The 12,637-nt window shown below is 67.4% G+C and carries 14 protein-coding genes and 2 tRNA genes; 5 read left to right on the top strand and 11 right to left on the bottom strand.

Translation table 11 applies throughout. From position 1 onward, the window contains the following. Nucleotides 1-255: 255 nt before the first annotated feature. The 10 genes from BRAS3809_RS11685 to BRAS3809_RS11640 all read right to left on the bottom strand — a co-directional run bounded on the left by BRAS3809_RS11685 (nt 256) and on the right by BRAS3809_RS11640 (nt 7,839). Nucleotides 256-331 (bottom strand) — tRNA-Phe (locus BRAS3809_RS11685). 163 nt (nt 332-494) lie between these two features. Then, entirely contained in the window at nt 495-692 is a 198-nt protein-coding gene (gene yacG, locus BRAS3809_RS11680) for a DNA gyrase inhibitor YacG (RefSeq protein ID WP_008962301.1), read from the bottom strand. 104 nt (nt 693-796) lie between these two features. Beyond that, on the bottom strand, nt 797-1,426 hold the full coding sequence (locus BRAS3809_RS11675; protein WP_008962300.1) for a Maf-like protein: 630 nt from the start codon (nt 1,424-1,426) through the stop codon (nt 797-799). A 181-nt stretch (nt 1,427-1,607) separates the two neighbouring features. Then, nucleotides 1,608-2,078, bottom strand: coding sequence for an arsenate-mycothiol transferase ArsC (locus tag BRAS3809_RS11670; RefSeq protein WP_008962299.1), 471 nt, complete (start codon nt 2,076-2,078; stop codon nt 1,608-1,610). A 54-nt stretch (nt 2,079-2,132) separates the two neighbouring features. Next, nucleotides 2,133-2,639, bottom strand: coding sequence for a UPF0262 family protein (locus BRAS3809_RS11665; protein ID WP_008962298.1), 507 nt, complete (start codon nt 2,637-2,639; stop codon nt 2,133-2,135). Continuing rightward, the gene (gene hisD / locus BRAS3809_RS11660; RefSeq protein ID WP_008962297.1) at nt 2,636-3,931 is read right to left on the bottom strand and encodes a histidinol dehydrogenase; all 1,296 of its coding nucleotides are present in this window, start codon (nt 3,929-3,931) and stop codon (nt 2,636-2,638) included. The genes BRAS3809_RS11665 and hisD overlap by 4 nt, the downstream gene beginning before the upstream one ends. Nucleotides 3,932-4,018: 87 nt before the next feature. Further along, entirely contained in the window at nt 4,019-4,468 is a 450-nt protein-coding gene (locus tag BRAS3809_RS11655) for a DUF2948 family protein (protein ID WP_008962296.1), read from the bottom strand. A 27-nt stretch (nt 4,469-4,495) separates the two neighbouring features. After that, nucleotides 4,496-5,785 carry a UDP-N-acetylglucosamine 1-carboxyvinyltransferase gene (gene murA / locus BRAS3809_RS11650; protein WP_008962295.1) on the bottom strand — a complete coding sequence of 430 codons (1,290 nt, stop codon included), beginning with the start codon at nt 5,783-5,785 and terminating at the stop codon, nt 4,496-4,498. Between the two features lie 138 nt (nt 5,786-5,923). Then, entirely contained in the window at nt 5,924-7,636 is a 1,713-nt protein-coding gene (locus BRAS3809_RS11645; RefSeq protein ID WP_008962294.1) for an FAD-dependent oxidoreductase, read from the bottom strand. A gap of 23 nt (nt 7,637-7,659) precedes the next feature. Next, nucleotides 7,660-7,839, bottom strand: coding sequence for a hypothetical protein (locus BRAS3809_RS11640; RefSeq protein WP_008962293.1), 180 nt, complete (start codon nt 7,837-7,839; stop codon nt 7,660-7,662). A gap of 458 nt (nt 7,840-8,297) precedes the next feature. Here BRAS3809_RS11640 and BRAS3809_RS11635 point away from each other — a divergent pair. The 4 genes from BRAS3809_RS11635 (at nt 8,298) to BRAS3809_RS11615 (ending at nt 10,885) form a co-directional block, all read left to right on the top strand. Further along, nucleotides 8,298-8,372: transfer RNA gene (locus tag BRAS3809_RS11635), tRNA-Thr, on the top strand. Nucleotides 8,373-9,250: 878 nt separating this feature from the next. After that, nucleotides 9,251-9,553, top strand: a complete 303-nt coding sequence (locus BRAS3809_RS11625; protein WP_035656126.1) for an autorepressor SdpR family transcription factor — start codon at nt 9,251-9,253, stop codon at nt 9,551-9,553. Next, nucleotides 9,550-10,236 (top strand): hypothetical protein, encoded by a 687-nt coding sequence (locus tag BRAS3809_RS11620; protein ID WP_008962290.1) that lies wholly within the window; start codon nt 9,550-9,552, stop codon nt 10,234-10,236. The genes BRAS3809_RS11625 and BRAS3809_RS11620 overlap by 4 nt, the downstream gene beginning before the upstream one ends. 73 nt (nt 10,237-10,309) lie before the next feature. Beyond that, on the top strand, nt 10,310-10,885 hold the full coding sequence (locus BRAS3809_RS11615) for a hypothetical protein (protein ID WP_008962289.1): 576 nt from the start codon (nt 10,310-10,312) through the stop codon (nt 10,883-10,885). A gap of 62 nt (nt 10,886-10,947) precedes the next feature. On the opposite strand, the gene BRAS3809_RS11610 is transcribed toward BRAS3809_RS11615, so the two are convergent. Further along, the gene (locus BRAS3809_RS11610; protein WP_008962288.1) at nt 10,948-11,859 is read right to left on the bottom strand and encodes a hypothetical protein; all 912 of its coding nucleotides are present in this window, start codon (nt 11,857-11,859) and stop codon (nt 10,948-10,950) included. A 29-nt stretch (nt 11,860-11,888) separates the two neighbouring features. Between BRAS3809_RS11610 and BRAS3809_RS37285 the strand changes: the two genes are divergently transcribed. Continuing rightward, the gene (locus BRAS3809_RS37285) at nt 11,889-12,581 is read left to right on the top strand and encodes a hypothetical protein (RefSeq protein WP_240535650.1); all 693 of its coding nucleotides are present in this window, start codon (nt 11,889-11,891) and stop codon (nt 12,579-12,581) included. Nucleotides 12,582-12,637: the final 56 nt, after the last annotated feature.

Raw genomic sequence — 12,637 nt, 5'->3', positions numbered from 1 at the left:
TCTCTTTGGATGAGGACGCCAGACCGCAACAGAGCTCGGGCTGTTCAGGCCGCGAGGTCGTGGGCGCATGGGCGCGGGCTGCGGCGCGCTGTTGGCGGGAGGCTGTTTGACAGGGTTGATCGGGGATCAGAGAGCGCGGCTCAAGCGAGACTGGGCGGGCTCAAACGTCCGGCTTCGCGAAGACGCTACGCCGGACACGCTTCGCCCTGCGGGCTACTGCGCGGCTGCGCCACGCGTAGCCCGCAGGGCGAAGCGTGGTGCCCAGGGGCGGAATCGAACCACCGACACTGCGATTTTCAGTCGCATGCTCTACCAACTGAGCTACCTGGGCATGTCTCTTACGGGCCGAAAAAGCCCGACGAGCCGGCGGGTTATAGTCAGACGGGACGGCGCTGTCTACCGCCGAGACGCGAAGTTTTCACATTCCTTTTGCAGCTGCGCGGCCGTCGTCGCAAACGCCGGCGCCACCGATGCAAATCTATGAAAACACTGCGCTATTCGACGTCGTCCTCGTCGCCCTCGGTGGCCGGGATGACATAGGAGCCGCTGAGCCAGCGATTGAGGTCGACGTCGCGGCAGCGCGGCGAGCAGAACGGGCGCGAGGCTTCCGCGGCGGGGCGGTTGCAGATCGGGCAGCGGCGGATGGGCCTGGCCGCGGCGGCGGACTTCGGATGGAGCGATTCGTCGGACATGACCGCTATTTAGGCGTCTGGTCGGGCGGATGCACCCTTCGGAGCGCGATCCGGAGAAGTGGACCCCGGTTTTCCGAAGGATGATGCTCGAACGAGGAGAGCGCTCAGACGCCGACGGTGTTCAGCCAGCCGAAGCGGATCGGAAAGCCCTCGCCGGCGAGCAGCGTCGTGGTCTCGTAGAGCGGCAGGCCGACGACGTTGGTGTAGGAGCCGACCATCTTGACCACGAACGAGCCGGCGATGCCCTGCACGGCGTAGCCGCCGGCTTTCCCGCGCCATTCGCCGGAGCCGATATAGGCCTGGATATCGTCCTCGCTGAGCCGCTTGAAGCGGACGCGGGTCTCGACGAGGCGCTGGCGGAACGCCTCCTTCGGCGTGACGAGCGTGATCGCGGTGTAGACGCGGTGGTTGCGGCCCGACAGGAGACGCAGGCACTGCGAGGCCTCGTCGACGAGATTGGCCTTGGGCAGGATGCGGCGGCCGACCGCGACAACGGTGTCGGCGGAGATGATGAAGGAGCCGCGCAGCTCATCGTCGAGCTGGACCGATTTCAGCGCGGCATCGGCCTTGGCGCGGGCGAGACGATTGGCGCAGGCGCGCGGCAGCTCGCCGCGCTTCGGCGTCTCGTCGACATCGGCGGGACGCAGCGCGTCGGGCTCGATGCCGGCCTGGTTGAGCAACGCCAGACGCCTCGGCGAGCCTGATGCGAGAACGATTTTGGGACGGCCGAGCATGCTGATTTCGCTAGGGGATTCGGAGGTCGTGAGGCGGGCGCGCGGAACCTATCGGAAGGGCTGTCTTTCCACAACCCGCAGGGTGCGACAAGGCTGCGACCGCCTGCTCTACGGTGCGAGTTTGAGCGCGGGACGACGCTGGTATTTCGGTTCGATGACACCTCGCCTGGGGAACCGGAACTCACAAGCCCGCAGGCCCCGGTTTGGCGAAGCGCTTGCGGATGCGCGTGAACAGGCCGTCGCAGACCTCGCGATAGGCGGACAGCTTCTGCTCGCGGTTGCCGTCGGTGCCGGTCGGATCCGGCGTCGGCCAGTATTCGACGTCGGCGGCGATGGTGCGGGTGAGCTCGAGGGCCTTGTGGTGCGCCTCGGGCGAGAGGGTGATGATGAGATCGAAGTTCAGGCCCTCCCAGTCCTCGAGCTCCTCGAAGGTGGTCGGCTTGTGCTGCGAGATGTCCTGGCCGAGCTCGGCCATCACGGACACGGCGAAGGGGTCGATCTCGCCCTTCTTGACGCCGGCGGAGCGGACGTAGAGGCCTTTCGGAAACATCTGCCGCAGCAGGCTCTCGGCCATCGGCGAGCGCACGCTGTTCTGGGCGCAGGCGAACAGCACCGCCTGCGGCTGGCGCGCGCGCGGCGGCCCCTCGGCCATGCTTCTAGGCGCCCTTGGCCGGACGGATGGAGACGCGGTGGCGGGCGCGCGGCGTCACTGGCCCTCGCCCTTCCAGTGCAGCACCGTGATCAGGGTGAACAGCCGGCGCGAGGTCTCGAAATCGACCCGCACCTTGCCCTTCAGCCGCTCCTGCAAAGTGCGCGAGCCCTCGTCATGGATGCCGCGGCGGCCCATGTCGATGGCCTCGATCTTGTCGGGCGTCGCGGTGCGGATCGCGTTGTAATAGCTGTCGCAGATCATGAAATAGTCCTTCACGATCCGCCGGAACGGCGACAGCGACAGCAGATGGGTCACGACCGGCGTGCCGTCCTCCTTGCGGATGTCGAACATCAGCCGGTTGGCGGTGATGCCGAGATGCAACGTGAAGGGGCCCTGACCGTCGGCGCCCTCGGGCGCGAACAGGTTCTCCTCGACGAGGTCGTAGATCGCGATCGCCCGCTCATGCTCGATGTCAGGACCGGAGCGGCCGATCGACTCCTCGTCGAGCGTCACCGCCACGATGCGATTGGTCCGGTCGTCGCCTGGCGGGTGCTGGGTCATGGCAGATTGAGGCGTATTCCCACGGAGCGTGAATGGGCGTCGAGACCCTCGGCCTTACCCAGAGTCATCGCCGCTGGCCCCAGCGCGCGCAACTGGTCAGGACCGCATTTCAACAGCGACGTGCGCTTCATGAAGTCGAGCACGCCGAGACCCGAGGAGAACCGCGCCGAGCGCGCGGTGGGCAGCACGTGATTGGAGCCGCCGACATAATCGCCGATCGCCTCCGGCGTGTGCGCGCCGAGGAAGATGGCACCAGCATTGCGGACCTTGGCCGCGAAGGCATCGGGATCGGCGGTCATGATCTCGAGATGCTCGGCGGCGATGGCGTCCGCGAGCGGCACGGCCTGGTCGAGGTCGTCGACCTCGATGATGGCGCCGAAATCGGCCCAGGACGCGCCAGCGATGGCGGCGCGGGGCAAGGTCTTGAGCTGACCCTCGACGGCGCGGGCGACGTCGTCCGCGAGCCGGCGGCTGTCGGTGATCAGAATCGACTGGGCGCTCGCATCGTGCTCGGCCTGGGCGAGCAGGTCGGCGGCGATCCAGTCGGCATTGCCGCTGTCGTCGGCGATCACGAGCACCTCGGACGGGCCGGCGATCATGTCGATGCCGACCTTGCCGAACACCAGCCGCTTGGCGGCGGCGACATAGGCATTGCCGGGGCCGACGATCTTGGCGACCGGCGCGATCGTCTCGGTGCCATGCGCCAGCGCCGCCACGGCCTGCGCGCCGCCGACGCGGTAGATCTCGGAGACGCCGCCGAGATGGGCTGCCGCCAGCACCAGCGGGTTGAGCTTGCCGTCCGGCGCCGGGACGACCATCACGAGCCGGCTGACGCCTGCGACCTTGGCGGGAATGGCGTTCATCAGCACCGAGGACGGATAGGCCGCGGTGCCGCCGGGGACATAGAGACCGGCCGATTCGATCGCGCTCCAGCGCCAGCCGAGTTCGACGCCGGCGGCGTCGGTGAAGCGCTGGTCGACCGGCAGCTGCTTGAGATGAAAGGCCTCGATGCGGTCGCGGGCGAACTTCAGCGCATCCACGGTCGCCGTGTCGCAGGCCTTCACGGCGGCCTCGATTTCGGCCGGCGTCACGCGCAGCGAGGACGCGGTCAGCTCCAGCCGGTCGAACTTGCGCGTCGCCTCGAGCAGCGCGGCATCGCCGCGCTTGGCGACGTCGTCGACGATGGCGCGGGCGGCGGCTTCGACGTCGGTGGAGGTCTCGCGCTTGGCGGCGAGAAACTGCCGGAATTGGGCGTCGAAATCGGCGCTGGCGCGGGACAGGCGAATGGGCATCTCTGGCACTTTCCGAAGGGGTGGCTGCCCCCGACCCCCTGCTCAATGGCGCGGCAGCGCGGGGCCGTCAACCCTTTGAACCGGCCCCTACCCCGTCAGCGGCGGGACGTCGTCGATCCCGCCGACGCCGAGGTCATCAGCCCCGAGATCGGTCAGCTCGCATTCCAGGCATTCGACGTCGAGTCGCAGTGCGCCGCCATGGGAGAACAGCAAGAGCGCGCTGCCGGCCGGCGCCTCGGTGCCGGGATGGAATTCGATGCCGATCAGCTCCAGCGCGGCGTCGGGCGCGGCGAGGTCGATGCGGCGCGACTTGCAGGCCAGCACCCGGTCGAAGCGGAGCGCCGCCAGCAGCCGGCGCGGCTCGTTCTCGCCGTGCAGCGCCTGGTCCCAGTCGAGCCGGTTCATGCCGATGACCAGCCGCTTCTCGGCCTGGCGCCAGATGATGTCGGCCGGCTGCACCCGCGCGTCCTGCACATGGGCGGAGATGACGGCGAGATCGTCGGCGTCGAGCGCGATCAGTTTGAGCCGGTCGGTCACGACATCATCCTTATTCCCTTCGCGCCCTCATTCGCGGATGCGCTCGATGGTGGCGCCGCAGGCCTTCAGCTTGTCCTCCAGCCGCTCGAAACCGCGATCGAGATGGTAGACGCGGTTGATCATGGTCTCGCCTTCCGCCGCCAGCCCGGCAATCACCAGCGACACCGAGGCGCGCAGGTCGGTCGCCATCACGGGCGCGCCGCGCAGGGTCGAGATGCCCTCGATCCGCGCGGTCTCGCCGTCCAGACTGATACACGCGCCGAAGCGGGCGAGTTCCTGGACATGCATGAAACGGTTCTCGAAAATGGTCTCGGTGATGGCGGATGCGCCCTGCGCCCGCACCATCAGCGCCATCAGCTGGGCCTGGAGGTCGGTCGGAAAACCGGGAAAAGGCGCGGTCGTGACCTGCACCGGGCGGATGCCATGGCCGTTGCGCACGACGCGGATGCCCTCGGCATCGCTCGAGATCTCCGCGCCGGCCTCGGCCAGCACGTCGAGCGCCGATTGCAGCAGCTCCGGCCGGGCGCCGGCGAGTTGCACGTCGCCACCGGTCATCGCGGTGGCGATCGCATAGGTGCCAGCCTCGATGCGGTCGGGCAGCACGGTATGCCGGGCGCCGTGCAGAGACGCTACGCCTTCGATCTCGATAACAGGCGTGCCGGCGCCGGCGATGCGCGCGCCCATCTTGTTCAGGCACGCGGCGAGATCGGAGATCTCCGGCTCGCAGGCGGCATTGGTGATGACCGTCGTGCCCTTGGCGAGCGAAGCCGCCATCACCGCAACATGGGTGCCGCCGACGGTGACCTTGGGGAAATCGATAGTGCCGCCGCGCAGGCCGCCAGGCGCCTTGGCGACGACATAGCCGGCGTCGATGTCGATGCTGGCGCCGAGCCTCGTAAGCGCCATGATCAAAAGATCGACCGGCCGCGTGCCGATGGCGCAGCCGCCGGGCAAGGACACCCGCGCCTCGTGCATGCGCGCAAGCAGCGGCGCGATCACCCAGAAACTGGCGCGCATCCGCGACACCAATTCGTAGGGCGCTGTCGTGTCGATGATGTCGGCCGCGGAGATCTGCAAGGTCTGGCCCTGGTACTGGCCATCGCCCGGGCGCTTGCCGACCGACATGATGTCCACGCCATGATTGCCGAGAATGCGCTGCAGCTGGGCGACATCGGCCAGCCGGGGGACGTTGTCCAGGATCAGCGTCTCCGGCGTCAGAAGGCCCGCGATCATCAACGGCAGGGCGGCGTTCTTCGCGCCCGAAATCGGGATGGTGCCGTGAAGCGGGTTGCCGCCGACGATGCGAATGCGATCCATGCTGATCCTGCTGGGCTGACCGGAAATTTGGCTGAGATGGGCGCAACAGGACCGACATTACGGCGATTTGATGAGTTCGCAACGGCAGGTCGCAACCTCCGGGGATTCATCCCCTGACGGTGTCATCCGCCGCGCGAATCAGACCGGCGGCACCAGCGGGTCGGCGAGAAAGCCGTGCAGCGCCGCCACCACCTGGGCGCCCTCGCCGATCGCGCCGCCGACCCGCTTGACCGAGCCGGAGCGGACATCGCCCACGGCAAAGACGCCGGGCACCGACGTCTCGAGCGGCGAGACCATCCGCCCGGCATTCTGCTCCGACTGCGCGCCGGTCACGACGAAGCCGGCGCGGTCGAGCGTCACGCCGCAATCGCCGAGCCAGCCGGTCGCCGGATCGGCGCCGACAAAGAGAAACAGGTTGCTGATCTCGGCCGGCGTCTGTTCGCCGGACAGCCGGCTCTTCAGGGTGATGCGCTCCAGCCCGGTATCGGGGCCGCCATCGAGCCCGACCACCTCGGTGTTGAACATGAGCTCGATATTCGGCGTCGCCTCGATCCGCTCGATCAGGTAGCGCGACATCGACGCGGCGAGGCCGCCGCCACGGACGATCATCCGCACCGTCTTCACATGGCCGGAGAGAAACACCGCCGCCTGCCCCGCGGAATTGCCGCCGCCGACCAGGGCGACCTCCTGCCCGGCGCACAGTCGCGCCTCGATCGGCGAGGCCCAGTACCAGACGCCGCGGCCCTCGAACTCCTTGAGCCGGGCGAGGTCGGGACGCCGGTAGCGCGCGCCGCTCGCGACCACGACCGAACGCGCCCGCACCTCGTCGCCGCCTTCCAGCGCCAGCACGAAGGCGCCGTTCTTGCGCTCGCAATCGAGCGCCGTCACCGATACCGGGATCATGATCTCGGCGCCGAACTTCTGCGCCTGGTTGAAGGCCCGCGCCGTCAGCGCGAGGCCGGTGATCCCGGTGGGAAAACCGAAATAGTTCTCGATCCGCGCGCTGGCGCCGGCCTGGCCGCCGAAGGCGCGCGAGTCGAGCACGGCGACCGACAGGCCTTCCGACGCGCCGTACACCGCGGTCGCCAGCCCGGCCGGCCCGCAGCCGACGACGGCGACATCGTAGATCTTCTCGCCGCGCGGGCCGCCGATCATGCCGATGGCGCGCGCGAGCTCGGTCTCGCTTGGATTGCGCAGCACGCGGCCGTCGGCGACCACGACCAGCGGCAGCTCGGCCGGGCTCGGCGAATAGCGCGCGATCAGGTCGGCCGCGTCGTGATCGAGGGCCGGATCGAGCAGATGATGCGGAAAGCCGTTGCGGGTGAGGAAGCTCTGCAGCCGCGCGATCGCCGCCGACTGCGGCGGTCCGATCATGACCGGGCCGCCGGCGCCGCCCTGGATCAGATTCACCCGGCGCAGGATCAGCGCCCGCATGATGCGCTCGCCGAGATCGGCCTCGGCGATCAGCAGCGCGCGCAGCTGTTCCGGGCGAACCAGAATGACTTCGACCTCGCCCTCGGCATGGCCGTCGACCAGCGCGATCCGGCCCGAGAGCTGGCCGATCTCGGCGAGAAACTGGCCGGGTCCCTGATCGATCACGGGCGTGACATGGCCGAGGCCGTCGCGCTGGGTGATGGCGACATGGCCCTTCAGGATCACGAACATGCCCGGCCCGGGCTTGCCGGTCTCGAACAAGCACTCGCCGTCGTGATAAATGCGGATCTCGCCGAAGCCGCGGACCCGCGCGATCTCGGCCGGCGTCAGCTCCGGGAAGGTCTGCTCGAATCGCGCAAAGCTCGTTGCCTGCTCGGCGTGAGCTGCGTGGCCCGTCGTTGCTTCGTTCGCTGTCATCACGCTCCCCGTGTCCGCTCTGCTCAACGCTTCGAATCGCCGGCCCCGTCACGCGTCGCGTTGTCAGGCCCGTCGGTCTCGTCGGCCGCCTGGCTGCGCTCCCGGCTCTGCGCCTTGCGCCGCTTCAGGTTCTCGCGCAGCGCCTGCTTCAGCCGCTGCTCCCGCGATGTCTTCGGCGTCGCCTTGCTGCTCTGCTCCGTCATCCCCTCTCCCCGCGCCAGTGCCAACGGTCGCGGCTTGCGCGGCGCTCACCCTGCCCCGCTCGCGGGGAGAGAGCACCCGAGGCGCGACGATCCCACCCGCAATTTACCGGCGCTCGCCAGCAGGGCACAATCGATGCTGCGGACGCGAAAGCCAAGAGGCGATGCGCCGCGGACGGTAGGTTCCACTCCGGGCTGCGTCGCCTGCCCGGATGGGGAGTTGCCGGGCACCCTGTTCATTCCGGCTCTTCCGTTCCGCTGTTCGGCCGGCCAGGAGCGAGTTCGCAGCCCGAACGGGCGATTTCGGGCCGATTCGGGGGTGGTTTGCTCCGCTTTGGCTGACGACATCCGCCGCTTTCCCCGAAAACCGGGCGAGCCGCGCTTGCGCAGGCCCGGACCTTGTGGCAAGAACCGCCCGCGTTCGGTCGCAGCCTTCGGGCCGCCACCCGCATGTCCCTTCTGCTGCCGTAGCTCAGTGGTAGAGCACTCCCTTGGTAAGGGAGAGGTCGACAGTTCAATCCTGTCCGGCAGCACCAGGCATAACTCCCCAAGATCATCGCCAGCGATGCCTCACGGCCCGAGCTGTGCAAACACGACCGCGCGGTCTCGCGGCGCGGTTGCGTCCGAGCTTTGCCAGCAGACCGCTCTCTTCGGAGATCGAGGGCGCAGGGAAGGCCGGGCGCTGGCCGCGCCCGTGGCCCGCCTGCAGAAAGAAAATGCAGGCGGCAGTCACCACAGGTCTGGCCGAACACACCCGGCCCTCCCTGCGCAATGGGCTTACGGCTTATACGCGCTCTCCCTGGGGACCGGGCTGTCTTGCCCCCATCACCTGCAGGCCGCGATCACCGCAACGCCCGCAGGCTTGACCTCAGCATCGGGAGGCCAGGACCACGCGACTTCACCGTCCGCATCGAAATTGTGCGTCCGCTCGCGAATGCGTAGCTGCAACTCCGATCCGGCCATCGCATCCCCCACCCAACGCTCGTGACGACTCGCGAAGCGCCCCTCGTTGATGAGCACGGGACGGGCGGAAAGGTGGAGGTGATTTGCCCGACGGCGCAAGTCCAAAGGCTGCGGCAAACTGGCACGACGGGCAGTCTGGGCATGGCGGGTATGCGGGGCACATGCAGCCGCGAGAGCGCCACGAGGCAATCAAAGCGCGCTCGCAGGGCGACAGCAACAAAGAGAGGCGACACGTAGACGAACAAAGCGATCTCAGGACGACGCGGTGAACGCCCCGGCGGCAATCGGGTCGTGAACGCAGCATGCTTGGCCCGGCTACTGCTCGGATGCGGGAGGAGACAGACACGGCGCCTCGCCATCGCAACATCGACAATACGCGCCTGCCTTCCCGCCAATCGCCGCGCAAAGCGATCCGCTCGACGTTATTTCGATGATTAGCTAATAATGGAACATGAACTCGGTTTTCAAGGCCCTGTCCGATCCGACCCGGCGCCGAATTTTGCAGCTTCTGCGGGAGCGTCCGATGACGGCCGGGCAGATCGCGCAGCATTTCGACATCGCGAAGCCGACGCTATCGGCACATTTCGCGGTTCTGCGCGAAGCGGACCTGGTCGAATCGGACAAGGCGGGGACGTCCGTCACTTACAGTCTCAAGCTTTCGGTGCTCGAGGACGCGCTGCTCAGCTTTGCCGAAACCGTCGGGATCGGCGATCACCGGGGTCACAAGCTCAAGACGTCGCGGAGGGCGAGATGATGATGATCGATCGCAGGACAACCCTGCTGTCGGGTGCCTTGGTTGTCGTCATGGTTTTGGCCGCGGCCGTCCGGATGCTCTTCATCCACGGCTCATCGCTTGCGGCAAGCCAGGAAACGCCTCTGCTCTGGCAGATCTGCCTTCTCCCCGTGATTGCTGCGTCGCTCGTCGTGGGGTTGGCTGCCAACGGCCGCCGCACACCTGCCCTCGGCGCCAAAGCTCAGACCTCCTTGTCCTGGGGAAGACGCCTCTCGATCGGCTGCTGCCTGTCCCTGCTTCTGATCCAGGCCTTGTTGATCGTGACGAGCCTTGGCCTTCCGCCCACCCTGTGGTTTGGCCTTCCGCCCCTCGATTGGTTGGGCTGGGGCGTCGTGATCGCGATGATGGCCCTGGTGCTGCAAGCCCTCAACCAGATGCCGAAGCTTCCCTGGCTGGGCCAGCGGCCAGGTCTCGCCGGGGATCTGGGACCGATCTATGGACCGCGATACATGCGGGCAAACGCCAGGATCTGGTTTGTTTGCCTCGTGACACTGCTGCCCTGCATCTGCGCAGCGCCGCGGCTGGCGTGGGTCTTCGTTCTCATCGCAATGCCGACTGCGCTGGTCTGGACCAAGACCCTGCAGATTCGCTACGGCCGCCGATGGCAGGTGGAGCAGTCTGCATCCTCGGATACCCGGCCATGAAGCGCCGAGGTGCGGGCGCGCAGCATTGATCTTGAGCGTTTCACGATTACTGCTCGCGGAAAGCGATCCGCCGATGTCCCTGCTCGACCGCCTCCTGCCGGACTACCAGTTCTCCGAGCGGCACGAGACGCGCGTGCGCTGTCCGCCGGGCGAGCTGCTCGACCTCATCCAGAACTGGGAGCCGCGCGACCGCGTCGCCGACATGGCGATGGCGTTGCGGCAAACGCCGGCGCGGCTGATGCATGCGCTGGCGCCGGCGCGGCATCCGGCCCCGCGGCCGTTCGGCCTGAAGAGTTTTGCGCCGCTCGGCCGCGACGGCGACCGCGCCATGGCCGCCGGGCTGATCGGGCAGTTCTGGCGCAACGATTTCGGACTGGTGCAGATCAGCGGGCCGGAGGAGTTCATTGCCTTCGACGCCCCGCGCACGCCGAAGCTCGTGCTCGGCTTCATCGCGGAGCCCGAGGGAGAGTTGACGCGGCTGGTGACGGAAACGCGCGTGCATTGTCCCGACCGCGCGTCCTACCTGATGTTCCTGCCCTATTGGCTCGTGATCCGGCCGGCCAGCGGCCTGATCCGCCGGCGCATGCTCGGTGCGATCAAGTCGCTCGTCGAGCCGCGCGGCGGATCGCTCTCCGGCGCGTCTCGCTGACGCTGCCGATCCCGGCCTCTCCGGCCGGCACGATCCGCGATGGTGACCGGAGACGGCAGGCCTCACGGGTTCTGCGTATCCCGGCTCTTCGGGGTCGTCCCGGGGGCCGCTGTCGGCGGCGTCGATCGCGGCACGGCTTGCAGGTGCAGATCCGGCCCCGGCTGGCCCGCCAGCGGCTTCTCCTCCGGCTTCGGCCCCGTCGCATAGAGGATGCCGTTGATGACGTTGAATTGCGGAGCACCCTGGATCAGGGTCTTGTTGAGCAGGCTCCGGATGCCGGACCGCGTGCACTGATATTCGATAAGGCTCACAGCGTTCATCGCCCCCGAGAAGGTCTCCGGCACCTTGTCCTCGCGGAGATAATAGTCCCGCAGCGTGATCTGGGCATTGGTGACGATCGGAAGAATCGTCTCGATCTCCGGCGAGAGGAAACGGAAGCTCTCATAGGCGTCGAAGCCCTGATTGGCCGCCAGCAGCCCCTGGGTCACCGAGGTCCGGATCGTGTCGTTGGCGTGGCTCAGCTGCATGGCGATATTCACCAGCCCGCCGGCCACGTTGAACTCCTTCTGCAGGAATTCGAAATACTCGTTCCGGTCGCGCAGGCCCGAGAGGTAGTTGCGGCACAGGATCATGGACGCATAGGCGCCGGCCTTGATGTACCAGAGCCTCGCATCGAAGCGGCCCATCGGCAGCGTCGCCTTCATCGACACCGCATACGGGACCTCCTCCCGAATCGGAAATCCGAACAGATCGCGGTTGACGCGATCGCCCCTGCCGGAGGCCATCGGGAGGTCGGGATTGAACGTGAATTCCATGCCATAGGCGTTGGCGAGCGCCTGCGAGCTCAGCAGGAATTCCTGAACGGCAACGTTCGCCTCTCCGTCACCGATCAGTTGCGGCGGACTGAGCGCGATGCGCGAACCGCAGCCGCCGAGAATTGCACCCGTCAACAACACCCCAATCAAAGTACGCATCTCGGCCCCCTTCCGACGAGCGAAACTGGGTGAAGAAGGTGCCGGTCGCTCAATCTAAAGTGAAATGGAATTTCGACGCGTCACTTGAGTTGATAGCGGGGATTTTGCAGCCCTCGCCCTTTACAACTCGGGCGGGCGTCGCTCAGCCGACCGTGGTCGCCGCGTGGCGACGCTCCTCGACGCATGTGATCGCGGGGCCGCAGCGCGGCACTTGTCAACTCAAACTCTCAACACGCCGTTCCCGCGTCCGCGCTCCGTCGTTCTCCGTGGCGCCGCCGGCGGATGCTTGCGGCGGTCGGGCAGACGTCGGAGGATGGATGGGGCTCGGCATCCGAACAGGATTGAGCCCGAATCATCGGCTCTCATCGTCGGTGAAGGACCTTCAACCTGGTTGGATCGGCGAGATGGGACATCCGGATCAGGCTGCACGGTGGACGGCGGTCAAGGCGTTGCTCGGGCGGTCCCAGGCGGCACTTCCGGCGCCGCCGCTGCGGTATGTGCAGGCCTGCGCGAAGCTGTACGGCGACTTCGCAGAATATCTCGAGCACAACGAGCTCGAGCTGGCGCTGGATACGCTCATGGAGCTCGGCCGCCTCACCTCGCCGCACGGTGGCTTCTGGCGCGACCTGGAACGCGCCGCGGAGATCATGAACCTGAACGATCGAATTCCGGCCTTGCGGGACGCGTATCGTGCCGCACCGATGTCGCCCGACGACGCGTAGGCCTGCAGCGCCATTCAGCCGCGCAGCCGCATGCAGCGATCCCCTGAGCGACCCGA

Origin of the sequence: Bradyrhizobium sp. STM 3809 (assembly GCF_000239795.1) — a bacterium.
Lineage (GTDB): Bacteria > Pseudomonadota > Alphaproteobacteria > Rhizobiales > Xanthobacteraceae > Bradyrhizobium.
This window is presented reverse-complemented; position numbering and strand designations above follow the sequence as displayed.

Bases quoted from the DNA above. Each gene is read 5' to 3' on its own strand.
- yacG (WP_008962301.1), bottom strand. From the start codon at position 692: ATGTCCGACGAATCGCTCCATCCGAAGTCCGCCGCCGCGGCCAGGCCC.
- BRAS3809_RS11675 (WP_008962300.1), bottom strand. From the start codon at position 1,426: ATGCTCGGCCGTCCCAAAATCGTTCTCGCATCAGGCTCGCCGAGGCGT.
- BRAS3809_RS11670 (WP_008962299.1), bottom strand. From the start codon at position 2,078: ATGGCCGAGGGGCCGCCGCGCGCGCGCCAGCCGCAGGCGGTGCTGTTC.
- BRAS3809_RS11665 (WP_008962298.1), bottom strand. From the start codon at position 2,639: ATGACCCAGCACCCGCCAGGCGACGACCGGACCAATCGCATCGTGGCG.
- hisD (WP_008962297.1), bottom strand. From the start codon at position 3,931: ATGCCCATTCGCCTGTCCCGCGCCAGCGCCGATTTCGACGCCCAATTC.
- murA (WP_008962295.1), bottom strand. From the start codon at position 5,785: ATGGATCGCATTCGCATCGTCGGCGGCAACCCGCTTCACGGCACCATC.
- BRAS3809_RS11645 (WP_008962294.1), bottom strand. From the start codon at position 7,636: ATGACAGCGAACGAAGCAACGACGGGCCACGCAGCTCACGCCGAGCAG.
- BRAS3809_RS11640 (WP_008962293.1), bottom strand. From the start codon at position 7,839: ATGACGGAGCAGAGCAGCAAGGCGACGCCGAAGACATCGCGGGAGCAG.
- BRAS3809_RS11625 (WP_035656126.1), top strand. From the start codon at position 9,251: ATGAACTCGGTTTTCAAGGCCCTGTCCGATCCGACCCGGCGCCGAATT.
- BRAS3809_RS11620 (WP_008962290.1), top strand. From the start codon at position 9,550: ATGATGATGATCGATCGCAGGACAACCCTGCTGTCGGGTGCCTTGGTT.
- BRAS3809_RS11615 (WP_008962289.1), top strand. From the start codon at position 10,310: ATGTCCCTGCTCGACCGCCTCCTGCCGGACTACCAGTTCTCCGAGCGG.
- BRAS3809_RS11610 (WP_008962288.1), bottom strand. From the start codon at position 11,859: ATGCGTACTTTGATTGGGGTGTTGTTGACGGGTGCAATTCTCGGCGGC.